This is a genomic window from Microbispora sp. NBRC 16548 (assembly GCF_030268985.1).
Lineage (GTDB): Bacteria > Actinomycetota > Actinomycetes > Streptosporangiales > Streptosporangiaceae > Microbispora > Microbispora catharanthi.
On the sequence record NZ_BSSF01000010.1, the window covers coordinates 14002 to 37772 of the forward strand.

A 23771-nucleotide genomic window follows, 5' to 3' on the forward strand; every position below is an offset into this window, starting at 1 on the left:
ATCAGGCGCCGGGCTTCAGGTCGTAGACGAACACCACGTTGGGGTAGGCCGGGTTGTCCACGTACCCCTGGACCGACTTGGCGAAGGCCCGCTGGTAGTTCTGCACGTACGGCACGGCCACCGCCGCCTGCTCGCCGATGATCTTGTTCTGGAGGTCGGCGTACGCCTTCTCGGCGGCGGCCTTGTCGGTCGCGGTGAGCGCGGGCAGCCCGTCGATCTCCTTGTCGATCGCCGCGTCCTTCAGGTAGGAGAGGTTGAACTGCACGTCCTTCTCGCCGTGGAAGACGTTGACGAACCACGAGTAGGCGTCGGCGTAGTCGGGGAACCAGTACATGACGAAGATGTCCTGGCGCTTCGACGGGTCCTTCGCCTTGCCCTGGTCCCACTGCGTGGTCCACTGCAGCGGCTTGGCCGACAGCTTCACGTTCAGCTTGTCGAGCGCCGAGGAGAGCAGCGTGACCAGCAGCTCCTGGTCGCTGTCGCCCTGGGCGTAGGTCAGCGTCAGGTCGAGCTGCTTGCCGCCGGGGCCGTACCCGGCCTCCTTGAGCAGCGCCTCGGCGCCCGCGAGGTCCTGCTTGGGCGTCATGCCGGGGACGTTGCCGAGCAGGCCCTCGGGGACCAGGCCGCTGGCGGCCACGCCCGAGCCCTTCATCGCCGCCACGAGGCCGTCGTAGTCGATGGCCTTCTGCAGGGCCTGGCGGAGCTTCACGTCCTTGAGCGGGCCGTCGGCCGTGTTGAACAGCACGAGCAGGTTCTGGAACGACGGCGTCTGCGAGGTCTGCACGGTGTCCGTGCTGCCCGCCTGGGCGAACAGCTGCGAGTTGAGCCGCTGGACGAACGACACCTCGCCGCGCTGCAACAGCTGCCAGGCGGTGGTCAGCTCGGGCGTGACCCGATAGGCGATCTTCTTGTAGTGCTGGCCGTCCCAGCCGCCCCAGTAGCCGTCGAACGCCTTGAGCGTGAGCTCGGTCTCCTTGCCCTTCTGCCAGCTCTCGATCGTGTACGGCCCGGAGCCCGCGTCGTGGCCCTCGCCGAACCACTTCTTCAGGTCGCCGGAGGCGGCCGTGGTGTCGTAGACGTACGACGCGTAGCCGGCCGAGGCGACCAGGTCGAGCGGCGTGGGGTACTTGAGCGTGAACTCGAGCGTCGTGGCGTCCTTGGCCTCGATCTTCTTGACCGCGCCCCAGATGTAGGCCGCGCCCTGCCCCTCCTTCATCGTGCGCTCGATCGCGGCCTTGGCCGCGGCGGCGTCCACCGGCTTGCCGGTGTGGAACTTCACGCCGTCGCGCAGCGTGAACGTCCACTTCTTGCCGTCGGGCGAGGAGGTCCACGAGGCGGCCAGCCGCGGCTCGGCCTTCTTCGTCTGCGGGTTGTAGCGGGTCAGCGACTCGTAGATGTTCTCCATCGCGATGTTCTCGTTGGAATACGAGCTCGCGGGGTCCCAGTCGGTGACGACGTCCAGGTTGGGGACGTACACGAACGTGCTGTCGGCCGTGCCTCCGGCCGAGCCCGCCGAGGAGCCGGGCTGCGGGGTGGAGTCGGCGGCGCCGCGAACCTGCCCGCCCGAGCAGGCCGCGGCGGTGACGGTCACGGCGGCCACGGCCCCCGCGGCGAGAAGACGCTTGTGCCAGCGCATGTGAGGGAGTTCCTTTCCTATCCGGCCTGCCGGGTGAGGGGGCCGGCGGCCTTGACGTGCAGGCGCACCGCGGGCTCAGGAAGGTAGCTGAGAGGGATCTCGCTGAGCTCGACGATCTGAACGGTTGCGGGGTCGGCCCCGGCGGCGACGGCCCGCGCGGCCGCCTCCTCCTTGGCGTTGTCGATCAATCTAGCCCTGGAGCTCCCGCCTCCAGAAGCGGGCACGATCGTTTCGAGCCTGCCGCTGGCGAGGGCGATGGCCGCGCCCACGGCGTTGGCCACCTCGGCGTGCGCGGGACGGATCACCTCACGTGCCCCGGGCACCTGATCGGCCAGCAGGAACGCGCCGCCGCCGACCGCCACGAGCGGCCGGTCGGCGCGACCCAGCGCCACCCGGTCCACCGCGTCCGCGACGGCCTCGTCGGCCGCCCGTATGGCCCGGGCCAGCCGCTCGTGCCACTCCTCGGGGACGGGACGGGTGCCCACCGTTCCCCGCCCGGCCGCCACCGCGGCGTCGGTCATGGTGGGGGTGGAGCCGCCGAAGACGAGCGCCTCCGTGCCGATCCGGTAGCCCACAGAACGCGGCTCCGCCCCGACGATCGTGCCGCCGCCGAGCGCGATGGACAGGATGTCGGGCATCCGGAAGTTGGTCGTGACCCCGCCGATCTCGACCGCCGCGGCCGACTCCCGGGGGAAGCCGCCCACGAGCACACCGAGGTCGGTCGAGGTGCCGCCGACGTCGGCCACGATCGCGTCCGTCACGCCCGACAGGTACGCCGCGCCGCGCAGCGAGTTGGCCGGCCCCGAGCCGATGGTCAGCACCGGGTAGCGGGCCGCGTAGTCGACGGCCATCAGCGTGCCGTCGTTCTGCGCGAAGTACGTCTCGACCTCCAGGCCCCGCGCCTCGAGGGCCTCGCGCAGCGCGGCGGTGACGTCGCGGGCCACGCCGTACAGGGCGGCGTTGAGCACGGTCGCGTTCTCGCGCTCCAGCAGGCCGAGCGAGCCGATCTCGTGGCTGAGGCTCACCGGCACGTCGCCGATCTCGGCGCGGATGATCTCGGCGACCCGGTTCTCCTGGTCGGCGCCCGCGGGGCTGAACACGCCGGCGACGGCGACCGCGTCGGCGGGCGTGGTGGCCACGAACTTCCTGACCGCGTCAACGTCGAGAGGCGCGATCTCGCGCCCGTCGACGAAGTGCCCGCCCCGCACGATCGCGGTTCCCGCCGCGACGGTGTCGCGCAGGTCGTCGGGCCACTCGCTGAGCGGCGGCACGGAGGTGGTCGCCGGGGCGCCGAGACGCAGCACGGCCACCCTGCCGAGCGCGCGCCGTTCGAGGATGGCGTTGGTCGCGTGGGTGGTGCCGAGCATCACCCGCTTCACCCGCTTTTCCAGGCCCGGATCGGGCAGCTCGGCGAGGACCGCGTCGAGCGCGGCGCGCAGGCCCTCGGTCACGTCGGGGCTGGTGGGCCGCTTGGCGGTGGCGAGGACCCGGTCGTCGTCGTCCAGCACCACCGCGTCGGTGTTGGTGCCGCCCACGTCGATGCCGACCCGCAGCGTGGTCCTCATGCGATCTTCTCCACCGGCAGGTAGTCCATGTCGTAGCCGAACGCCCGCGGGCCCGCCGTCTCCAGGCCCTTCTGCGTACGCCACAGGGGGTCGCAGGGCCAGGCGAGCACGGTCACCCGCTGGCCGTACCGCAGCCCCTCGGTCTGGATCGCCGTCGCCGTCTGGCTGTCGACCACCGTGATCAGGTCGGGCACCATGGCCCTGACCCGGCCGTCCTCGACGGCGACGAGGTTCTCGTTCTGGATCTCCAGGGTCAGCGTCCTGCCCCGGTCGTCGCCGGTGCCCTCGATCGTCGCCGTGCCCCGGGCGAACCCGCCGGTGGTCCTGCGCTCCAGGTCGCCCAGCTTGCCGGTGATCAGCCGTACGGCGCCGAGCTCCGCGGTCAGGGCGGCCAGCGGGTCGGCGGCGCCCTCGGTCGCCCGGCCGACCGCGATCGCCCGGGTCACCGTGCCCTCGATCACCGCGCCCGCGCACTCGCGCGCGGTCAGCACGTAGTCGGCCATCAGGGCGCTCGACCCCGCCGCCACGCAGACGGCCCGCGCGATCTGCTCCGACCACAGGCCGTCGATCGGCCGGATCGTCACGACGTTGCCGACGACGTCGGTCATGACCACGAGGTTGGCCGGGATCCCGGCCACGTACATCGAGACCATCTGGACCTCGGGGAAGGCCCGGCCCATCGCGTCGGCGTCGAGCAGCGGCAGCCCGAGCCTGGCCGCCCAGGCCACCGGGGCGACGCCGTTGCCGCCGCCGATCTCCGAGGACATGACCGCGGCGGGCGGCCGGCCGAAGATCCGCTCGATCTCCTCGGCGATCCTGACCGGCTCGTCCGTGCCGTGGACCATCTCATTGCTGACGGTCGGGGCGCCGATCCCCGACAGCGGCAGCACGAGGGCGTCATCGGGCAGCTCGTCCAGGGTGATCAGCGGCACCTCGCCGTGCTCGCGTATCGCGCGCCGTGCGGCGATGGCGCCGGGGCGGACGTCCCCGCCGCCGCCGGTGCCGAGCACGGCGCAGCCGCGGGCCAGCGCGGCGACGTCCTCCAGTGTGATGCGGGCCTGCATGCGGGGAGCCTTCACCACCGGACGGTCCCGCCTCAATGTCACTGCGCGACACATATCGGGCGATTGTTGTCGCCCCGCGACAAGGCCCTCAAGGCGGCGCTCAGCTGAACGGGCTCAGCGCAGCGGGTCGAACTCCCGCAGGGCGGCGGGCTGCTTGCCGGTGGTGATCTGCTCGGCGAGGAGCCGTCCGGTGGCCGGACCGTGAGCCAGGCCCCACATGCCGTGCCCGCCGGCCACGTAGACGCCCGGGGCGTCGGTCGCGCCGATCAAGGGTCGCCCGTCCGGCGTGACCGGCCGCGGGCCGACCCAGACGTCGGTGCGTTCCTCCCAGCGCACGCCCCGCAGCAGGGGGCGGGCCGAGGCGATGATCGCCCGCAGCCGGGCCTCGACGGCCGGAGCGTCCGGGTCGCGGAACTCCATCGTGCCCGCGACGCGCAGCCCGCCTTGGTAGGGCGTGCACGCCACCCGCACGTCCGGCAGGTAGATCGGGCCGGGGACGGGGTGGTCCACCGGCACGGTGAAGGAATAGCCGCGGCCGGCCCGCACGGGGACGCGTACGCCCCAGCGGCCCGCCAGCCGGGACAGCCAGGCACCGGTGGCCAGCACCGCCGCGTCGGCGGACAGGAGGGTGCCGTCCCTGGCCACCACGACGACCTTCCCGGCGTCGCTGCGCACGTCGGCGACCTCGTGCTTCTCGATCGTCGCGCCCCGGGCGACGACGGCCTCGCCCAGCGCGTGGACGAAGCGGCCGGGGTCGACGTAGCGCTGCCCGTCGATCCGCACGCCCGCGGTCAAGGCCTCCGAGGCGAGCGGCAGGGCCTCGGCCAGTCGCCGTGCGTCCAGCGCGGTGTGATCGACCGGCTGCCCGGCCTCGGCCATCCTGCGCAGCTCGTGAAGCAGGCCCTGGGCCTGGCGCGGCGTCCGGAAGCCTGCGATGATCGGCGCGTCCTCGACGGGGGCGGCCACGCCGTTGGCGGCGAGCACCTCGTACGCCTCGATGCACTCGTCGTTGAGCGGCAGGTTGGCGCGCACGGCCCGGGTCCACGACGACCATCGGCAGTTGGCGGCGAAACGGGTGAGGAACGCCCACAGTCCCGGATCGACGGTCGCCGGGACGTGCAGCGGGGCAGCCGGGTTGAACAGCGAGCGCAGGCCGTAACGCAGCACGGAGGGCTCGTTCAGCGGGATGGCCAGGCCGGGCGCGATCCAGCCCGCGTTGCCCCAGGACGCGCCGGCCGCCACGCCCCGGCGGTCGACCACGGTGACCTCCACACCGCGTTCCTGCAGGAACCACGCGGTGGACAGGCCCACGATCCCCGCGCCCACCACGATGACCGACCGCGGCCAGTCGTCAACGCGCTCGGACATGTCCCACCTCCACACCAGGCGACTGCTTGCCCGGCCAGCATCGCCCGCGCGGCGCCGCACACCGTTGTAGCGGCCGCACAATCACGGCGCCCTTGTTGTGGGTTTCGGACAACCCCCTATTCGTCCTCGGCCGCCAGAGTGATGACCATGGCGAGGCGCTTGCGCGGGTCGTCCAGATTCAGCGGGGTCACCTCGCTCATCCTGCGCAGGCGGTTGCGGACCGTGTTGGCGTGCACGCCGAGCCGTTCGGCGGCGGCCATGAGATCGCCCTGGGCCTCCAGCCACGCCCGTAACGTCGCCACATAGTGGGTGTCGTGGAGCGCGTCGTGCCGGCGCAGCGCGCTCACCGGTCCACGTGCGGGCACGCGGCCCGCCCGCGCCGCGGCGCGCAACCGGTGCAGCAGGATGTCGTCCCAGGACTCGTCGTACGCGGGCGGCCCGCCGGCGGGCACGGCGTGGGAGGTGTCCCTCTCGTGCAGCGCCAGGCACTCCTCCGCCTCCCGGCGGCTCGCCGGCAGCTCCGCCGCCTGGGCCGCCGCGCCGATGCCGGCCGCGACACGCACCCGCGGCGGGAGCCCCGCCCCCAGCGCGGCCACCCATTCCCGTGCCGCCGCCGCTCCCGCGTCCGGCAGGATCGTGTAGAGCGTGTCGCCGAGCAGCGTGCTCCTCCCGGGCCTGGACCAGCCGAAACCGGTGGTGGCCCGCTCGAAGGCCAGCAGGAGCATGGCGTGCGGCTCCTCGGAGGTGTGCGTGCGGACCGCGACGACCCGCGTCTCCCGCGCGGCCAGTCCCAGGCGGCTGACCACGGTCGCGGCGTCGGCGGTGCCCTCCAGCAGCCGGACGACCAGGTCGGACTCCACCTGCCGTTCCAGGTCCGCGCTCGCCCGGGAGCGCAGCAGGTGCAACGCCACGGTGCGCGCGCCGTTCGCCAGCGCGGTGTGCCGCGTCCCGGTCAGGGGACTGCCGCACGTCACCCATACCGACCCGAGCAGCTCCCGCCCGGCCCGCACCGCCACCACCATCCGCCCGGTCATGCCGTGCGACGGGTCCGGCTCGACGAAGATCGGCTCGTCCGTCGCCGCCAGGCGGGCGAACACCCCCCGGGCCCGGAACATCTCGCGCAGCCGCTCAGGAACCTGCCGCACCAGGATCGTCTCCAGGCGAGCCGGGTCGCCCGCCTGCTGCGAGCGGGAGTACGCGAGCACCCGCGAGAGCGGGTCCTCGATGGTCACGGCGCCGCCGACGGCGTCCGCCAGGCTGTCGGCCAGCGCGAACAGGTCCGTGGGCCCCCGGCCCGACTCGGTCTCCCGCCCTTCCAGCACCAGCCCGTAGACCACTCCGACAAGGTGGCTCCACGAGACGGCGGGGTCGACGAGCATCACGGCCACGTCGTTGCTCTCGCCGGCCACGGCCGCCTCACGCGCGGTCTCGGCGCCCGCCCGCACCAGGACCACCGTGGCCTGGGCCGCGACCGCCCACCGCACCGCCTCGGTCACCGACCCGGCTCCCACGGCCACGAGCACGTCACCGGTGACCCGGCCGTCGGTGGCGTCCGGCATCGCCACGCTTCGCAGCCGAGCCGAGCGCCTCTCGGGCCGCCCGCACAGCCGTACGCCGTATGAGCCCAGCACGTTGACCAGGCGATCCAACGTGATCATGCGCTACTCCCGCCCGAGGCCGACGGCTGTGCCCGTATCGGACCGCACTGGACTGGATCAGACCCGTGGAAGGCCGAAGGCCCGGTCTCCGTTTCCGGAGGCCGGGCCTTCGACTCTTGGTAGCGGGGACAGGATTTGAACCTGCGACCTCTGGGTTATGAGCCCAGCGAGCTACCGAACTGCTCCACCCCGCGTCGTTGTGTTTGAAGCTTACCGGGCGCCGTGGACAAGTGCCAAATCGTTTGTGGTGTCAGGCGAGTTCGTACCTCCAGCCGGAGGCGAGGGAGGAGGAGACCGCGACCTCGCGGCGCCCGTGATCGTATTCGTCGACGACGGGGTGACCGGTAAACGACCAGAGGCCCGGCCTCCGTTTCCGGAGACCGGGCCTCTGACACTTGGTAGCGGGGACAGGATTTGAACCTGCGACCTCTGGGTTATGAGCCCAGCGAGCTACCGAGCTGCTCCACCCCGCGTCGGCTCTACGAGCGTATCCCGGCATCACGCCGAAGGCAAACCGGAGCCCCGCGCCCGTGGGGACGCGGGGCTCCGGAAGGGCTCAGCCGCTCGGTGTGGGGCTGGGAGTCGCACCGGCCGGTGGACTCCCGCTCGGACTCGGGCTCCCGCTCGGGACCGGAGCCTGGGACGCCGCCGGGACGGGCGTCCCGCCCTTGAGCTTGGCCAGGTCGTCCAGCGCCTTCTTCAGCGCGGTCTGCGCGTCGCCGTACGCCTTCCAGTCGGGCGGGTTCGACGACAGCGCCTTCTGCGAATCGTCGTACGCCCGCTGGGCCCGGCCGAGCGCCGACGTCAGCGCCGAGGAGTTCTCCGGCGGAGTGACCTGACCGGGTGGCTGGTTCGCCGTCTGGTGGGGTGTCTGGTCCGGCGGCGTGGCCACGGTGCCGCCGAACACCTGCTCCAGCGCGTTGCTGAGCGTGGGGCCGAAGCCGACCTTCTCGCCGTACAGCACGAGCACCCGGCGGAGGGTCGGATACTTGCCCGAGGTCTCCGCGCGCGGCTGGATGTAGACCGGCTCGACGTACAGCAGGCCGCCGCCGAAGGGCAGCGTGAGCAGGTTGCCGTACAGCACGTCGGTGCCGCCGCCGCGCAGCAGGTTGAGCTCGGTCGACACCGTGGTGTTCGACTCGAACAGGTTCTGCGCCTGTGGCGGACCCTGGATCGCGGTCGTGCTCGGCAACTGGAGGATCTCCAATGGCGGGTTCGGCGCGGCGGCCGTCGCGTCGACCGCCATGAACGCCGCCATGTTCTGCCGCTGGTTGGGCACGAACGTGGTCGTCAGCGAGAAGCGCTCGGTGTCGCTGCCCGGCATCTTCATCGTCACGTAGTACGGCGGCTGCTTGCTCTTGCCGGTCGCCGGGTCCTCGGGGACCTTCCAGAAGTCCTGGCCGCTGAAGAACGCGTTGGCGTCGGTGACGTGGTAGGAGGTGAGGATCTCCCGCTGCGCCTTGAACAGGTCGGCCGGGTAGCGCAGGTGGGCGCGCAACGCCTGGCTGATCTGCGAGGCCGGCTTGACGACCCCGCCGAAGGCCTTCTCCCAGGTCTTGAGCACCGGGTCGGACTCGTCCCAGGCGTACAGGGTCACCGTGCCGTCGTAGGCGTCCACGGTCGCCTTGACCGAGTTGCGGATGTAGTTGATCTCGTCCCTGGGCACCTGCGGCACGCCGAGACGGCTCGACTGCACGTCGGTGGTCAGCGACTCCAGGCTCTTGCGCTCTGAGTAGGGGTAGGAGTCGGAGGTCGTGTACGCGTCCACGATCCACACGATGCGCCCGTTCACCAGTGCGGGGTACGGGTCGCGGTCCAGCGTGAGGAACGGCGCGACCTGCTGGATGCGGTCCACCGGCTCGCGGTTGTAGAGGATGCGGGACTCGGCGTTGATGTTCGAGTTCAGCAGCAGGTTGGTCTCGCCGTACTTCACCGCGTAGAGCAGGCGGCGGAAGAAGTTCCCGATCGAGACGCCGCCCTTGCCCTCATAGGTGTTGTTCACCTGGCCGGTGTTGTTCTGCTGCTCGGCGCCCGCCTGTCCCTGCTGGGGGTAGTCCAGCTCGTTGGGCCTGGCCGACTGCGGCCCGCCGACGATGGAGTAGTCGGGCGAGTTCTCGCCGAAGTAGACGCGGGGCTCGTAGTCGCCAAGGTCGCCGACCGGCGGGATGTCGCGCTCGCTGAACTCCGGCAGGCCGCTGCTGTCCACCTTGTTGCCGGGCGCGGCGACGAAGCCGAAGCCGTGCGTGTAGACCAGGTGGTCGTTGATCCAGTTGCGCTGCCCGTCCGGCGGGCGGCCGATCTCGCGGACCGCCACCACCGTGTCGCGCGGCTTGCCGTCGACGGGGTACCTGTCGATGTCGAGCTGCTCGGGGAACTGGTAGTAGCCGCGGATCTGCTGCTTCTGCTGGAACGTCGGCGACAGCAGGCTCGGGTCGAGCAGGCGCATGCCGGGGATGGCCGACGCCTCGGTCTGCAGCACGGAGGCGTCGGTGTCGGTCTTGGCGCTGTACTCCGTGACCTTCGCCGTGTCGACTCCGTAGGCTTTTCGGGTCGCGTCGATGTTGCGCTGGATGTACGCCTGCTCCTTGCTCTGCTGGTTCGGCTTGACCTGGAACTGCTCGACCAGCGAGGGATACACGGTGCCGATCAGGACGGCCGACAGCACGAGCAGCCCGAACGCCACGCCCGGGAACATCCCGCCCGGCCTGATGACGCCGGCGAAGAAGATCAGCGCGCAGATGAGGGAGATGACCGCGAGGATCCCCTTGGCCGGGAGCACCGCGTGCACGTCGGTGTACGACGCGCCGAAGACCTTGCCTCGGTCGGAGAAGACCAGGCTGTACCTGTCGAGCCAGTAGGCCGCGGCCTTGAGCAGGACGAACACGCCGAGCAGCACCGACAGGTGCGCCCGGGCGGCCCGGGTGGCGTGCACCCCGCCGGGCGAGGAGATGCGGAACCCGCCGTACAGGTAGTGCACGACCGTGGCCGCGATGATCGACAGCACCACGGCCGTGAACAGGAAGTTCAGCAGCATCCGCAGGAACGGAATCGTGAACACGAAGAACGACAGGTCGAGGCCGAACTGCGCGTCCTTCTCGTTGAAGGGCGTGCGGTTCACGAACTGCAGCCAGGTCCGCCACAGCCCCGCCGTGGACGAGCCCGTGAACAGGGCGAGGACGCCCATGCCGACCAGGAAGACCAGCCGCCGGTGCGGGTCGAGCGCGACGCGGTAGCGGTCGGCGCCCTGCGGCGCCCCGAACATCCCCGGCCCGAACATCGGGCGGGTGCGGTGCGCGAGCACCATGTTGCCGCCCACGATGGCGATCATCAGGACGGCGCCCACGATGAACAGCACCACCTGGGTGAGCAGCATCGTGGAGAACACCGAGGAGAAGTTCACCGAGTCGTACCAGAGGTAGTCGGTGTAGATCCCCGAAAAGATCAGCAGTAATACGACGATCGCCACGACGGCGATCAGCACGGGTATCAGAAGGCGCGGCCGTCGGGGCAAGCGCACCGCCCGTCCGGCTCCGGGGCTCCGGAAGCTCAACGCTCAACCCCTTGTCTCAGATTGGCAGGGCCATGATTGTCAGAGGGCAACGGTCCGTGCTTGGAAACCTACACTGCGACCGGCGTGGTCGTGGTAACAGATCTGATCGTTCTCATGACGCCCCCCGGCCTCAAGACGGGCAGGTCACGGCCCCCGCGCCCCCGGCGTACGCTCAGCCGGCCGGGCAGGCGGGGACCTCGCCCGAGTGATCGCGCAGGGCGTCGATCGCCTTGATCGCGCCGTCCAGCGTCTCGACCCGCACCAGGCGCAGCCCGGCGGGCACGGCCTTGACGGCGTCGGCGCAGTTGCCCGCGGGCGTGAGGAAGACCGTCGCGCCCGCCCGGCGCGCGCCGACCATCTTCTGCTCGATGCCGCCGATCGGGCCGACCTGGCCGGCCGGGTCGATCGTCCCGGTTCCCGCGACCGACATGCCTCCGGTGAGCGCCCCCGGCGTCAGCTTGTCGTAGATGCCCAGCGAGAACATCAGGCCCGCGCTCGGCCCGCCGACCTCGCCGACGCTGATGTCGACCGTGAACGGGAACCGGTAGCCCGACCGCATCTGGACGCCGACCTTGGCCTTGCCGTCCTTGCCCGCCACGGTGCCGACCTGCACCTGCGTCGATGTGCCAGCACGCCTGACCGTGAACGTCACCTGCTCGCCGGGCTTGCGGCTCTGCACGGACGCCGCGACGGACGCGAGCTCGCCCACCGTCGTGCCGTCCACCGCCGTGATCTCGTCGCCCGGCTTGAGCTTCCCGTCGGCCGGCGCCCCCTTGTCGGTCTCGGCGACCGTGACCACCTTCTCGATGGGGACCTTGAGGGCGTTCAGCGCGGCGGCGGTGGCCGACTGCTGCGAGTCGGTCATCTCCTGCGTGTTCTGCTCCTCGACCTGCTGGGCCGAGGTGGACTTCGGGAACAGCGTCTCCTCCGGCACCACGGCGACCGTCGGATCGAGCCAGCCGCGCAGCGCGGTGAGCAGGTCGAGACGGTTGTCGGGCCCGCCCTGATAGGCGACGGTGACCAGGCTCAGCCTGCCCTGTGTGGGATAGGTCTGATGGCCCGAGATCGTGATGACCGGTTTGCCCTTGACGTCCCCGATCGTGTTCTCGGTGGGGCCGGGGCTCAGCACGACGTACGGCACCGGCAGCATGGCGCCGATCACGGCCAACGCGAGCGCGAGGAAACCCGCGACCAGCAGGGTCAGAGCGCGTCGGGACATGGACGAACTCTATGCGTTCCGGGCTCCGGGCATTTCGCGGGCGCTAGTCGCAGGCGCCCACCCATTCGGCGTCTCCGTCGGCGAACACCTGGTGCTTCCAGATGGGCACCTCGTGCTTGAGGTCGTCGATGAGCCTGCGACAGGCCTCGAACGCCTCGCCGCGGTGGGGGCAGGCGGCCGCCACGACGACGGCGATCTCCCCCAGGCGCAGGTCGCCCACCCTGTGGACGGCCGCCAGCGCCGTCACCTGGTGGTCGGCCGCCACCTTCTCCGCGACCCTGCGCAGGTGCTCCTCGGCGGACGGGTGCGCCGAGTACGACAGGAGCGTCACCGGCCTGCCGCCGTCCTGCTCGCGTACGGTGCCGACGAAGACCGCCGTGCCCCCGGCGGCATGGTCCTCCACCGCGCCCAGCACCTCGTCCACGGACAACGGGGTGTCGCGTATGCCCAGCAATCGGATGACGTCCACGTCCCCGAGGTTAACGCCTGAGCCCGATCAGGTGCGGCGCTTGCGGCGGGCGGCGCGGACGATCGCGGCCGTGCCGATGACCGCGACGGTCGCGCCCGCGGCGGTGATCGTGGCCTCCTTGCCCGACAGGCGGCGGCCGACGACCGCGTGCCTGCCCTCGCACAGTTCGAGCAGTTCCCGCAGCGCGGCCTCGTTGGTCCAGGCGGGCTTCCAGCCCGCCTCCCGCAGCGCCACGCCGTCGACCACCCAGGGATAGACCACGTAGTGCAGGTCGGTCGCGGCGGTCGGCGTGATGCCGAGCCGGTGCAGCCGCTGCGCCGTGCCGAACGTCACGCCGGCCGGCAGCTCGAACCGCTTCAGGCCGGAGATCTCCTCCACCTGCTCCATCTCCAGCCAGCCCTCGGAGCCGACCGCCACGACTCCGCCGACCTTGCCCAGGGCGGCGGCCTCCAGCGCGGACACCAGGTCGTCGACGTGGCAGAACTGCCAGCGCGGCAGGCAGCCCTTCACCACCAGCAGCCGCGGCGCCTCGAAGTGGCGGGTGATGACGGTGTCGACGCCCGGACCGACCAGGGCGGCGGGCCGCAGCACGGTCACCTCCAGGCCGGGATGCGCCCGCAGCGACCGCCGCACCAGGGCCTCGATCTCCAGGTGATCGCCCACCAGGCCGGTGTCGGGCTCGGCCGCGACCGGGGCGTCCTCGGGCAGGGGCACCGGGTTGTCGGCGGCGGCGCCGTACACCATCGCGCTCGTCACCAGCACGACCCGCCGCACCCGGGCCGCGGCGCAGGCCGTGAGCACGGTCTGGGCGGCGCGCAGGTTGTAGCGGCGGCGCTCGGCGTGATCGGTGTCGAGCGACTCGTCCGAGCCGAGATGCACCAGGACGTCCACATCGGAGATCCGGTTCGCCAAGAGCGGATCACGAATGTCGAGGACCCGCCAGGTGACGTCAGGGACGTCGCCGCGCTGCTCGTCGATGGCCACCACGCGGCGGAAATCCGCAGACGAGGCCACCTTCGCGAGGAACGCCCGGCCGAGACCGGAGGCGGCGCCGGTGACGGCGACGACGGGGGGACGCAGGCGTTTCGAGGTAGGCACGAGGTCCTCACTTTGCACTGATCCGCCCCACGGCGGATAACGTGGCGGATGTGGACTCCTCCATCCTGCACGAGGTGGCGCGGTGACTGACCTGCCAGGTCGCGAAAACGACCCCAACGACAATCCGTTCGCCATGTTCGGCAGCCCGGAGCAGATCGCCGCGGCCATGCGGCAGTTCGCCGACATGCTGTCCGCCTCACCGGAGGCCGGGCCCGTCAACTGGGACATGGCGAAGAACATCGCACGGCACGCCGTGGTCGCCGAGGGCGATCCGAGCGTCATGGAGGGCGAGCGACGTCAGATCGTCGAGGCCCTCAACCTGGCCGACCTGTGGCTCAACGAGGTGACCACGCTGCCGAGCGGCGTGACCACCCCGCAGGCCTGGAGCCGGTCGGAGTGGATCGAGAAGACGATCCCGGTCTGGAAGCAGCTGTGCGATCCCGTCGCCGCCCAGATGGTGGAGACGATGGGCGGCACGCTCGGCGGGGCGGGCCTGCCGCCCGAGGCGCAGGCCATGGCCGGGCCGCTCATGGGCATGCTCAGGCAGATGGGCAGCATGATGGTCGGCCAGCAGATCGGCCAGGCACTCGGCTCGCTCGCCCGTGAGGTGGTCGGCTCCTCCGACATCGGCCTGCCCCTGTCGGACACCGCCGCCCTGCTGCCCGGAGGCGTCGCCGCCTTCAGCAGCGGCCTGGAGACGCCCTCGGATGAGATCCGTCTCTACCTGGCGCTGCGCGAGGCTGCGCACCACCGGCTGTTCCAGCACGTGCCGTGGCTGCGGGCGCACCTGCTCGGCGCGGTCGAGGAGTACGCCCAGGGCATCACGGTGGACGTGTCCGCCCTGCAGGACAAGCTCCAGGGGCTCGACCTCAGCGACCCCGAGCGGATCCAGGAGGTCCTGGGCGGCGGCGAGCTGCTCAAGCCCGAGGAGACCGAGCGGCAGAAGGCCGCGCTCACCCGGCTGGAGACCGCGCTCGCGCTGGTCGAGGGCTGGGTGGCCACGGTGGTCGACGCCGCCGCCGAGGGCAAGCTCCCGTCCGCCGCGGCGCTGGCCGAGACCGTGCGGCGCCGCCGTGCCACGGGCGGCCCGGCCGAGCGGACCTTCGCCACGCTGGTGGGCCTTGAGCTGCGCCCGAGACGACTGCGTGAGGCGGCCGCCCTGTGGAAGGTTCTGGGCGACGAGCGCGGGGTCGAGGGCAGGGACGCCGTCTGGGGCCACCCCGACCTGATGCCCACCGCGGACGACCTCGACAACCCCGAGTCGTTCGTGAAGGGCGAGGCCGAGTTCGACCTGTCGGCGCTGGAAGAGCCCAAGGAGCCCGGCTCCGACGGGGAGAGCGGCGAGTAGCACCGGCCGCGAGGCTCGCCGGCTGTCGGTAGGCTGCGCCGGTGAGCCTGCACCGTGACGCGCAAGCCGTACTCGGCGGATGGGTCGCGCCCACCCCCGAGGAGGAGCGGCTCCGCGAGGAGTTCCTGACGCACCTGCGCGGCCACGAGGACGCGATGTGGCGCGAGTGCGCTCCCGGTCACCTCACGGCGACGACGGCCGTCCTGTCGCACGACGGCGAACGGGTGCTGCTGACCCTGCACCCCAAGGCCGGGATGTGGCTGCCCATGGGCGGGCACTGCGAGGCGTCCGACACCACGCTCGCGCAGGTCGCGCTGCGCGAGGCCACCGAGGAGTCGGGCATCCCCGGGCTGACCCTGCTGGACGGGCCGCTCGCCCTCGACCGGCACAAGGTCTGGTGCCACCCGCCGCACAGCTGGCATCTCGACGTCGAGTACGGCGCGGTCGCGCCACCGGGGGCCGAGGCGGTGATCAGCGACGAGTCCCTCGACCTGCGCTGGTTCCCGGTGGAGGAGATCCCGGAGCTGAGCGACGAGGCCACGCGGCGGCTCGCCCGCCGCGCCCGGTCGCTGTGCCGCGCCTGACTTCTGCACGGTTCGCGCACATCTCCCTTACACCGCGCTTCACATCCGGTGGTTAGTGTCGCCACATGACCAAGGTTGACGTGGGCGGTGAGATCGTCTCTCCCCCGCGCCGCAGGCTCCGGGTCTCCCCGCTCCTGGCGTGGATCGCGGTGGCGCCGTTCACGGTCTGGGCGGCGGCCCGGCTCGCCGGAATCGACGGCGTCGCTCGCCTCCGGGGAGTGGGCGTCGCGCTGATGACGGGCACGCCGTACGTCGCGGCCGCGTCGCTCCTGGCGGTGCTGATCGCACTGGCCGCCCGCCGCGTGGCCGTGATCACGGTGGCGGTGGCCGCGTCGGCCCTCCTGGCCGCCGTGGTGCTGCCCCGCGCGGCCGGCTCGGCTCCCACGGCCACCGGGCCGTCGCTGCGGATCCTGACGGTCAACCTCTTCTTCGGCGCGGGCGACGCCGCGACCGTGGTGGACCTCGTACGCAGGCTCGAACCGGACGTGCTCAACACCCAGGAACTCACCCCCGAGGCCGTCGAGGCGCTGGACGCGGCGGGCGTGGCGAGGCTGCTGCCGTACCGGCACCTGGAGGACGGGCCCGGGCCCTCGGGCAGCGGGATCTATGCCCGCCACCCCCTGACCGAAGCGCCCGACTTCGTGCCCGAGGGCGGCCACAACATGCCGAGGGCCCGGCTTACCCTGCCGTCCGGACCGCCCGTGGAGATCGTCGACGTGCACACCCTCGCCCCGCTGAACGGCCATGACGTGGCCCAGTGGACCGCCGAGCTGGCGGCACTCCCGGCCGCGTCCCCCGGCGTCGTACGCGTCCTGGCCGGCGACTTCAACGCGAGCCTCGATCACGCGGCCCTGCGCGCGGTGCTCGGGCGGGGCTACGCGGACGCGGCCGACGCGACCGGCGACGGCCTGACCACCACCTGGCCGGCCGACAGGCGGTACCCGCCGTTGATCACCATCGACCACGTGCTGTACGACCAGCGGGCGTCGGCGGTGAAGACAAGCGTTCACAGGGTCCCGGGCAGCGACCACCGGGCGTTCTTCGCCGAGCTTCGCCTGCCCGGAAGCCTGTGACCCCTGCGAGCAGGACTCAGGTCAGCAGAGCCCGGGTGTTGTCCCAGCCCTCGAGGCCGGGGTCGAGGCGGGCCACGTCCTGCGGTTTCCTGAGCCGGTGCCAGCCGGGACCGGTGGCGACCATGCGGGGACCCGGCGCCCGGCGGCGCATCGCCGCGACGACGTCGGGTTCGTCGAAATCGGGCGCGGCCCACTCGGGGACCGGCAGGCGCGCCGCCACGGCGACGGCGCCGCCGCCCTCGGCCGGGCAGACCGCGAGGTGCGCCCGTCCGAGTTCCCGGAAGAGCTTTCCGATCAGCAGCGGCGGCAGGTCGGGGGCGTCGGCGCTGACGATCACGCCCTCCTCCTCCTGAGGCAGCGCGGCGAAAGCGTCGGCGGGTGAGGCGATCGGCAGGACGGGCGTGCCCGGCCAGGCGATGTCCTCGAGCCCCGGCACGCCGGCCGAAAGGATCACCGGGCGCACCAGTTCGAGCCCGGCGACCATCTCATAGGTGTCCTCGGCCATCGCCGTCAGGAACTCGGCCGGGTCCACGCCGGGCGGAGCCGCCTCCGCCATGCCCGGCGTGACCAGCACCGCGGCGACCCGGGTCAACACTCCTCCGGGGAGCCGTTGGCGGCCATCGAGAAGCCCTCCAGGAAACCCCTGGCACGTTCCGCCCGTGGGTAGCGCTCCACGAGGGCCCAGAAACGCGGGCCGTGACTCGGCACGAGCAGGTGGACGAGCTCGTGCATGATGACGTAGTCGACGACCCAGGCCGGCATGCCCCGCAGCCGGGTCGACAGCCTGATCGTGCCGTGGTCGGGGGTGCACGAGCCCCACCTGTGGAGCTGGTTCTCCACCCAGCGCACACTGGTCGGCAGGGCCTTTCCGCCCAGGTAGCGCGCCGACAGCTCCGCCGCCCGTTCGAGCAGGTCGTCGTCGCTCGGGCGTCTTCGCTGCTCCTTCGCCGCAAGGCGGTCGAGCATGCGGCGTACCCACTGCTCCTCGTCGGTCGTGCTCAGACCGGCCGGAAGCAACACGATGGTCTTGTCTCCATCGCGGTACGCGGAAACGGTTCGCCGCCGTCGTGCGCTCCGACGAACCTCGACTGTCTCGGGGGGCACATATGAAAGGTAGCCGACACGCGCCGAATTCCACAGGGGGTGGTACACGTTCTCCCTGGTCAATCGGGCGAACGTGACCTTGCGGGCGTGAAAACTACGGGGTTGCGGATATTCACCAACCACGATCACCCCGGTAATTATCCACAGCCCCGCTGGTTCCGACGCCGGGGCTTTCCGGCGTATGGCAAGGTCTGGCGATTATGAGACCTCGCCTCAAGCCCGTGCTGCGCCGGGTCGAACGAGACGGCCGCACGCTGCAGTTCGGTGTCCATCCGCTGCGTGCCGTCGTGCTGACCGGCGTCGAGCCGCCCGTACGCCGCCTGATCGACGGCCTGGACGGCACCCGCACCCTCCATCAGGCGGTGGCCGGCAGCGGCCTCGACGAGGCGTCCGCCCAGGAGGTGGTCGCCCGGCTCGCCGCGCACGGCCTGATCGAGGACGCCGCGACCCGGCCGGAACCCCTCGCCGACCTGCCGCCGGCCGAGCGCGACCGCCTCCGCCCCGAGCTGGACAGGCTGTCGCTGACCTCCACCGACGGCGGCATGGGCGCCCTGTCGGCGCGGAGGGCGGCCCGGGTCCGCGTGTACGGCGCAGGCCGGGTCGGCGCCCGGATCGTCACCCTGCTCGCCGCGGCCGGAGTGGGCCACATCTGCGTGGTCGACCCCGGCACGGCCACCGCGGGCGACGTGGTCCCCGGCGGGCTCGGCCGCGCGGAGGCCGGAATGACCCGCGAGGAGGCCGCCGTGCTCGCGGCCCGGCGGATCTCCCCCGCCGTCAACGCCTGGCCCGGCCGGGCCGCCTCCCGCCTGTCCGACGGCGGGGTGCGCCCCGACCTCGTGATCCTCGCGCCCGCCGATCCGCTCGACGCCACGCTGGTCCACGAGATCGTCGCCGAGGGCGTGGCGCACCTGCTGGTCTGCGCCTTCGAGGGACACGGCTCGGTGGGGCCCTTCGTCGTCCCGGGGCTCACCCCCTGCCTGCGCTGCCTCGATCTCACCCGCCGCGACCGGGACCCATCCTGGCCGCTCGTGGGCGCCCGGCTCGGGGGTTACCCCGCGGGCGAGATCGCCTGCGACGTGGTGCTGTCCTGCCTGGTCGCCGCGCAGGCGGCGGGTCAGGCTCTGGCCTATCTCGACGAGGGACGCGTGCCCGACGGCCTGCTGGAAGTGTCGCCCGGATGGCGCTGGCGGCATCGCGCCCGCGAGCCGCATCCCGACTGCGGCTGCGTCCGGAGCGACCTGGCCGGCGCCGCCGTGATCGCGCCGCGAGCTCCCGGCCAGGCCGCGTGAACCGGCCTCTCAGACGGCGCGGAGGTCCCGGACCACCTCCAGGAAGTTGTGGATCACGGCGGTGCGACGCGCTCCGCTCCAGACGACGCCGATCCGCCAGACCGCGACCGGGTGGTCGATCGGAGTGATCGTCACCGTCGGCGGCGCGATACGGGCGGCGCCGGCCGGCGCGAACGCCACACCGACTCCCGCCGCGACCAGGGCCAGCACGGTCTGCAGGTCGTGCGCCTCCTGCACCACGTCCGGGAGGGCGCCCACGACGGTGCGGAGCCGGTCGACCTGCCGATCGAGCCCCGGCCCCCTGGCCGCGGCCAGCCGTACGACGCCGTGCGTCGCGGCCCACCCGGGGAGATCCGCGGCAGTGGAAGGCGGAGGACCGTGCCGGTCGGTCGCGGCGATCGCGAGCCGGTCGGTGCCGACTGTCAGGTGCTCCCACCCGTCGCCGACGGGGAGCCGGACGAAACCGACGTCGAGCTCGCCCGTTTCGAGGCGCTCGACCTGGGCCTGCGAGGACATGTCCTCCAAGGTCACGCGCACCTCGGAGTAACGGCGCCGGAAGGCCGCGACCGCGTGAGGGGCCAGGTCGATGCTCGACAGGCCGAAGCCGACCGCCAGCCTCCCGAGCTCACCGTGGGCCATGCCGGCCATCCGGGCGGACAGGGCGTCGGCCCGGCGCAGCAGATCGTGCGCGTCCGGCAGCAGGAGGACGCCGAGATCGGTCAGCATGGCCCCGTGCCGACCCCGGTGGAACAGCCTGCCGCCGACCCGCGCCTCCAGCGACTGGATCTGCTTGGTCAAGGTGGGCTGTGTCACCGAGAGATCCCGCGCCGCACGGCCGTAGTTGCGGTGCGCGGCGAGTGTGACGAACGCGCGGAGCAGGCCCAGATCCATTCCGGGATTCTATGGAAGTGCGATGAACATTCATTGGACGCATCGAAGCGGTCTGGGATGTCCTGGTGGTCCCGAGGCGATCAGGAGGACGAGATGAGACAGGTCATGGAGGACGGTGCGGCCACGAAGGCGGTGCGGTGCGCAAGCGTGCAGTTCGAGCACCGGCCCGACGACAAGGCCTACAACCTGAGCAGGATCGAGCACTTCGTCCGCTCAGCCGCGGCCGACGGGGTGAAGATCGTCACCTTTCCGGAGATGTGCGTGCTCGGCTACTGGCACCTGCGCCGGCACACCGCCGAGCGGCTGCGGGAGCTGGCCGAGCCACTGACAGGACCATCGGTCGGCTTCGTGCGCGCCTTGGCGGTCGAGCACGGCATGGCGGTGGGCGCGGGCTTCCTGGAGATCGACGAGGAGGGCCGGCTGTTCAACAGCTACGCGGTCTGCCTCCCGGACGGGCGTGTCCACCGCCACCGGAAGCTGCATGCGTTCGAGCACGAGGCCATCGGCAGCGGTGACTCCTACACCGTCTTCGACACACCCTGGGGCTTCCGCGCGGGCGTCCTCGTCTGCTGGGACAACAACCTCGTGGAGAACGTACGGGCGACCGCGCTGATGGGCGCCTCGGTGCTGCTCGCGCCGCACCAGACCGGCGGCACCGCCTCCCGCAGCCCCCACGGCATGCGGCCGATCCCGGCGGAGCTGTGGCGGCGCAGGCTCAGCGATCCCCAGGCGATCGACGCCGAGTTGCGCGGGCCGAACGGACGCGAGTGGCTGATGCGGTGGCTGCCCGCGCGCGCCCACGACAACGGCCTGTTCATCCTGTTCAGCAACGGGATCGGCCAGGACGACGACGAGGTCCGCACAGGCAACGCCATGATCCTCGACCCGTACGGCAGGGTCGTCGCGGAGACCTGGGCCGCCGCCGACGACATGGTCGTCGCCGATCTCGATCTCGAGTCGCTGCCGCTGTCGACCGGCCGTCGGTGGCTGCAGGGACGACGGCCGGAGCTGTACGGCATTCTCACCCGGCGCTTCGGGGACGAGCGGGACCCCCGAACCGCCCGGTTCGCCGTGGAGCCCGTGCCGGTCACGCGCACTCCCGGACGTACGGACCGGCCCGGTTCCGCCTGACCAGGCTCGCGCGCCGGGCACGGCCGCCGTACGGCCCAGCAATCCTTTCACCGGCGGATACTCCCGTAACGACAGCGATGATGTGACCAATGTCATAGACGGCGTATTTCCCCGAAAGGCTCGCGACCGCCGGAGCCGCGGCGGCCACACGATCGGAAATTGTGGTCGATAGCACCCTTCATCGCCGACAATGGGTCGTGTGAGTGACCTTCCCCACCGTGCCGTGACCCGCTCGGCAAAGCTCGCGACACTCCCCCTCGGGTTCGCCGGCCGCACCGCGCTCGGACTGGGCAGGCGGCTCGGTGGCGCCTCCGCGGAGATCGTCGCCCGGGAGATCCAGCAGCGCACGGCCGACCAGATCTTCAAGGTGCTCGGTGAGCTCAAGGGCGGGGCCATGAAGCTCGGCCAGGCCCTGTCGATCTTCGAGGCCGCGCTGCCGCCCGAGATCGCCGGGCCGTACCGGGCGACGCTGACCCGCCTGCAGGACGCCGCGCCGCCGCTTCCGGCCGCCACCGTCCACCGGGTCCTGACCGAGCAGCTTGGCGACGACTGGCGGGAGAACTTCCTGGAGTTCGACGACCGGCCGAGCGCCGCGGCGTCGATCGGGCAGGTGCACCGCGCCGTGTGGCACGACGGCCGCCCGGTCGCCGTGAAGATCCAGTATCCGGGGGCGGGCAAGGCTCTGATCTCCGACTTCAACCAGCTCGCGCGGCTGGGCAAGCTCTTCGGCGCGCTGCTGCCTGGACTGGACATCAAGCCGGTGCTGGCCGAGCTGAAGGAGCGGGTGGCCGAGGAGCTCGACTACCTCAAGGAGGCCGAGGCCCAGCACGCGTTCGCCGAGGAGTTCCGCGACGACCCGGACTTCCACGTGCCCGCCGTGATCGCGGCCAACGAGCAGATCCTCGTCTCCGAGTGGATGACGGGCACCCCGCTCTCCAGGATCATCGCCGACGGCACGCAGGAGGAGCGCAACCACGCCGGCCTGCTGTTCGTCCGCTTCCTGTTCTGCTCTCCGGCCCGGGTCGGGATGCTGCACGCCGACCCCCACCCCGGCAACTTCTGGCTGACGGAGGACGGGCGGCTCGGCGTGCTGGACTTCGGGGCGGTCAACCGCATGCCCGACGGCTACCCCGTCGCCTTCGGCAGGCTCACGCGCATCTTCAACCAGGGCGACATGGACACGGTCGTGCACGGGCTGCGCGCGGAGGGGTTCATCCGCCCGCACATCGAGGTCGACGTCGACGCCCTGCGGGCCTTCCTCGCGCCGTACGTCGAGCCGACCCGGGTCGAGGAGTTCGCCTTCAGCAGGGAATGGCTGCGGGAGCAGGCGGCGACCGTGGCCGACCTGCGGCCGAACAACGTGGTCCGCCAGCTCAACCTGCCCGCGTCGTACGTGCTGATCCACCGCGTGCACGCGGCCGGCGTCGGCGTGCTGTGCCAGCTCGGCGCCACCGCCCGCTTCCGCGACGAGGTGGTGCGCTGGGTCCCCGGCTTCGCCGACGAGACGGGCGAGTCCGAGGACAGCGCGCTCGCCCTGACCTGAGCCGGCAGACTCCGGGCTATCGGCCGCCCCTGCTCTCCACCGTCCGGAGATTCTGGTTGATGACGCAGCGCTTGATCCCTCTCTTGCAGTTGCCGTTGAGGGTGTTGGTGAAGACGCTGACGCTCGACACCTGCTGAATGCCCGCGAACGTGACGGCGCTGTTGGCCGCGGGGGCGTTCACGTTGCGCCGGCCCCCCGATATCTGCTTGGGCGGGCTCTTGATCGTGGGCGAGTTCGAGGTGTTGGTGCCCCCGGTGACCTGGGTCGCTCCGTCGCCGTGACCGTCGCCGTGACCGTGGCGAATCGGCGCCGCCTCGGCCCCCGGCATGACCGAACCCCACAGTCCGATGACGAGCGCGGCGACGGCGAGCCTCCGCGCACCCGCCACGAGATCAAGCGCGCCTGACGTCCGGTCGCCCATCGATGTCCCACCCACCGCTCGTGCATCGCTTCGCCTGCCGCCCGTGACCATCAGGCATCGGGGGCGCTCCGGCTCATACCCCGTGATCCTCGCCGTCTCCCACGACAGGCGATCTTCTGTGCGTCCGGTGATCTCTTCTTTACGAGAACGGCCGAAGGCCCGGGCCGTTCACCGGGCCCGGGCCTTCGGATCGCACCGTCGGTAGCGCGTCAGGCTCGCGTCACATGCGCGCCAGCGCGGAACTCAGCCGCCGGGACGCGCGCTCGGCCTGCCGGCGTGCCCTCTGCACGCTCCTGATCCGGCCGGCCAGCCGCTCCTCAGCCGCCTCGCGGTGGAGGGTTCGTATTCGCTCATGCGCCAGTTCTTGATGCAGATACAGGGCGGTGATCGGGGAGATGCTCATCTGGATCGGTTCCTTCCGGAATTGCTGTGGTTGCTGGTCAGGCGGCGACAGGGGACTTGCGCGGGCGCCCACGGGGACGCTTGCGGGGCACGACGACCCCCCGCAGGATGAGCTCCCCGCCCCAGACGCCCCACGGCTCCTCGCGCTCCAGCGCGCGGGCCAGGCAGGCCTTCTGGATCGGGCAGCCGCCGCAGAGCGCCTTGGCGAACTCCACGTCCTCGGGAGACTCGGCGAACCACAGGTCGGGCTCGGTACGACAGGGGATTTCGGCTTCGATCAGGTCCATGACCGGGGCCGCCATCTGCGTCACCTCTTCGAATGGTTTGGTCTGGGTGTCCTCGTTCTGGGGTGTGGATT

The 23771-nt window shown here is 71.7% G+C and carries 21 protein-coding genes and 2 tRNA genes; 6 read left to right on the top strand and 17 right to left on the bottom strand.

The annotated features are described in order from the left end of the window. Position 1 precedes the first annotated feature (1 nt). The 11 genes from QSK36_RS26290 to QSK36_RS26340 form a co-directional block, all read right to left on the bottom strand. The gene (locus tag QSK36_RS26290) at positions 2 to 1636 is read right to left on the bottom strand and encodes an ABC transporter substrate-binding protein (protein WP_183542341.1); all 1635 of its coding nucleotides are present in this window, start codon (positions 1634 to 1636) and stop codon (positions 2 to 4) included. A gap of 17 nt (positions 1637 to 1653) precedes the next feature. Continuing rightward, entirely contained in the window at positions 1654 to 3201 is a 1548-nt protein-coding gene (locus QSK36_RS26295; protein WP_285784236.1) for a hydantoinase/oxoprolinase family protein, read from the bottom strand. Further along, complete coding sequence (locus QSK36_RS26300; RefSeq protein ID WP_285784237.1) at positions 3198 to 4280, bottom strand: S-methyl thiohydantoin desulfurase family protein; 1083 nt, start codon at positions 4278 to 4280, stop codon at positions 3198 to 3200. Before QSK36_RS26300 ends, QSK36_RS26295 begins: the two co-directional genes overlap by 4 nt. A 99-nt stretch (positions 4281 to 4379) precedes the next feature. Further along, positions 4380 to 5633 (bottom strand): NAD(P)/FAD-dependent oxidoreductase, encoded by a 1254-nt coding sequence (locus tag QSK36_RS26305; protein WP_285784238.1) that lies wholly within the window; start codon positions 5631 to 5633, stop codon positions 4380 to 4382. A 116-nt stretch (positions 5634 to 5749) separates the two neighbouring features. Beyond that, positions 5750 to 7291: a PucR family transcriptional regulator gene (locus tag QSK36_RS26310; protein ID WP_285784239.1), complete on the bottom strand. Its 1542-nt coding sequence runs from the start codon at positions 7289 to 7291 to the stop codon at positions 5750 to 5752. A 117-nt stretch (positions 7292 to 7408) separates the two neighbouring features. Beyond that, positions 7409 to 7485 (bottom strand) — tRNA-Met (locus tag QSK36_RS26315). A 202-nt stretch (positions 7486 to 7687) separates the two neighbouring features. Beyond that, positions 7688 to 7764: transfer RNA gene (locus QSK36_RS26320), tRNA-Met, on the bottom strand. A gap of 83 nt (positions 7765 to 7847) precedes the next feature. Further along, the gene (locus QSK36_RS26325; RefSeq protein ID WP_352240942.1) at positions 7848 to 10808 is read right to left on the bottom strand and encodes a UPF0182 family membrane protein; all 2961 of its coding nucleotides are present in this window, start codon (positions 10806 to 10808) and stop codon (positions 7848 to 7850) included. A 205-nt stretch (positions 10809 to 11013) separates the two neighbouring features. After that, on the bottom strand, positions 11014 to 12060 hold the full coding sequence (locus QSK36_RS26330; protein WP_139579238.1) for a YlbL family protein: 1047 nt from the start codon (positions 12058 to 12060) through the stop codon (positions 11014 to 11016). A gap of 43 nt (positions 12061 to 12103) precedes the next feature. Continuing rightward, positions 12104 to 12529, bottom strand: a complete 426-nt coding sequence (locus QSK36_RS26335) for a molybdenum cofactor biosynthesis protein MoaE (RefSeq protein ID WP_139579239.1) — start codon at positions 12527 to 12529, stop codon at positions 12104 to 12106. A 27-nt stretch (positions 12530 to 12556) separates the two neighbouring features. Continuing rightward, on the bottom strand, positions 12557 to 13627 hold the full coding sequence (locus tag QSK36_RS26340) for an NAD-dependent epimerase/dehydratase family protein (protein WP_285784241.1): 1071 nt from the start codon (positions 13625 to 13627) through the stop codon (positions 12557 to 12559). An 82-nt stretch (positions 13628 to 13709) separates the two neighbouring features. Here QSK36_RS26340 and QSK36_RS26345 point away from each other — a divergent pair, with 82 nt between their 5' ends. The 3 genes from QSK36_RS26345 to QSK36_RS26355 all read left to right on the top strand — a co-directional run bounded on the left by QSK36_RS26345 (position 13710) and on the right by QSK36_RS26355 (position 16632). Continuing rightward, positions 13710 to 14975, top strand: a complete 1266-nt coding sequence (locus QSK36_RS26345) for a zinc-dependent metalloprotease (RefSeq protein WP_406540615.1) — start codon at positions 13710 to 13712, stop codon at positions 14973 to 14975. A 41-nt stretch (positions 14976 to 15016) separates the two neighbouring features. Then, positions 15017 to 15559, top strand: a complete 543-nt coding sequence (locus QSK36_RS26350; RefSeq protein ID WP_182900045.1) for an NUDIX hydrolase — start codon at positions 15017 to 15019, stop codon at positions 15557 to 15559. 65 nt (positions 15560 to 15624) lie between these two features. Beyond that, complete coding sequence (locus QSK36_RS26355; protein ID WP_285784242.1) at positions 15625 to 16632, top strand: endonuclease/exonuclease/phosphatase family protein; 1008 nt, start codon at positions 15625 to 15627, stop codon at positions 16630 to 16632. Between the two features lie 16 nt (positions 16633 to 16648). On the opposite strand, the gene QSK36_RS26360 is transcribed toward QSK36_RS26355, so the two are convergent. Continuing rightward, positions 16649 to 17224, bottom strand: a complete 576-nt coding sequence (locus QSK36_RS26360; protein ID WP_139579243.1) for a glycosyltransferase family protein — start codon at positions 17222 to 17224, stop codon at positions 16649 to 16651. Continuing rightward, positions 17221 to 17736, bottom strand: a complete 516-nt coding sequence (locus QSK36_RS26365; RefSeq protein WP_183542359.1) for a M48 metallopeptidase family protein — start codon at positions 17734 to 17736, stop codon at positions 17221 to 17223. Before QSK36_RS26365 ends, QSK36_RS26360 begins: the two co-directional genes overlap by 4 nt. Before the next feature lie 200 nt (positions 17737 to 17936). Here QSK36_RS26365 and QSK36_RS26370 point away from each other — a divergent pair, with 200 nt between their 5' ends. Continuing rightward, complete coding sequence (locus QSK36_RS26370) at positions 17937 to 19025, top strand: ThiF family adenylyltransferase (protein ID WP_285784243.1); 1089 nt, start codon at positions 17937 to 17939, stop codon at positions 19023 to 19025. Positions 19026 to 19034: 9 nt separating this feature from the next. On the opposite strand, the gene QSK36_RS26375 is transcribed toward QSK36_RS26370, so the two are convergent. Further along, entirely contained in the window at positions 19035 to 19916 is an 882-nt protein-coding gene (locus QSK36_RS26375) for a LysR family transcriptional regulator (protein WP_285784244.1), read from the bottom strand. A 93-nt stretch (positions 19917 to 20009) separates the two neighbouring features. Between QSK36_RS26375 and QSK36_RS26380 the strand changes: the two genes are divergently transcribed. Then, complete coding sequence (locus QSK36_RS26380; RefSeq protein WP_285784245.1) at positions 20010 to 21047, top strand: nitrilase family protein; 1038 nt, start codon at positions 20010 to 20012, stop codon at positions 21045 to 21047. 190 nt (positions 21048 to 21237) lie between these two features. Beyond that, complete coding sequence (locus QSK36_RS26385) at positions 21238 to 22590, top strand: ABC1 kinase family protein (RefSeq protein WP_502883336.1); 1353 nt, start codon at positions 21238 to 21240, stop codon at positions 22588 to 22590. 16 nt (positions 22591 to 22606) lie between these two features. Here the strand turns inward: QSK36_RS26385 and QSK36_RS26390 are convergent, their stop codons facing one another. The 3 genes from QSK36_RS26390 to QSK36_RS26400 all read right to left on the bottom strand — a co-directional run bounded on the left by QSK36_RS26390 (position 22607) and on the right by QSK36_RS26400 (position 23715). Further along, the gene (locus QSK36_RS26390; protein ID WP_285784247.1) at positions 22607 to 23011 is read right to left on the bottom strand and encodes a hypothetical protein; all 405 of its coding nucleotides are present in this window, start codon (positions 23009 to 23011) and stop codon (positions 22607 to 22609) included. A gap of 220 nt (positions 23012 to 23231) precedes the next feature. Further along, the gene (locus tag QSK36_RS26395; RefSeq protein WP_139579248.1) at positions 23232 to 23414 is read right to left on the bottom strand and encodes a hypothetical protein; all 183 of its coding nucleotides are present in this window, start codon (positions 23412 to 23414) and stop codon (positions 23232 to 23234) included. Positions 23415 to 23451: 37 nt separating this feature from the next. Further along, a complete protein-coding gene (locus tag QSK36_RS26400) occupies positions 23452 to 23715 on the bottom strand; it encodes a WhiB family transcriptional regulator (RefSeq protein ID WP_030507395.1) in 264 nt (87 codons plus the stop codon). Positions 23716 to 23771: the final 56 nt, after the last annotated feature.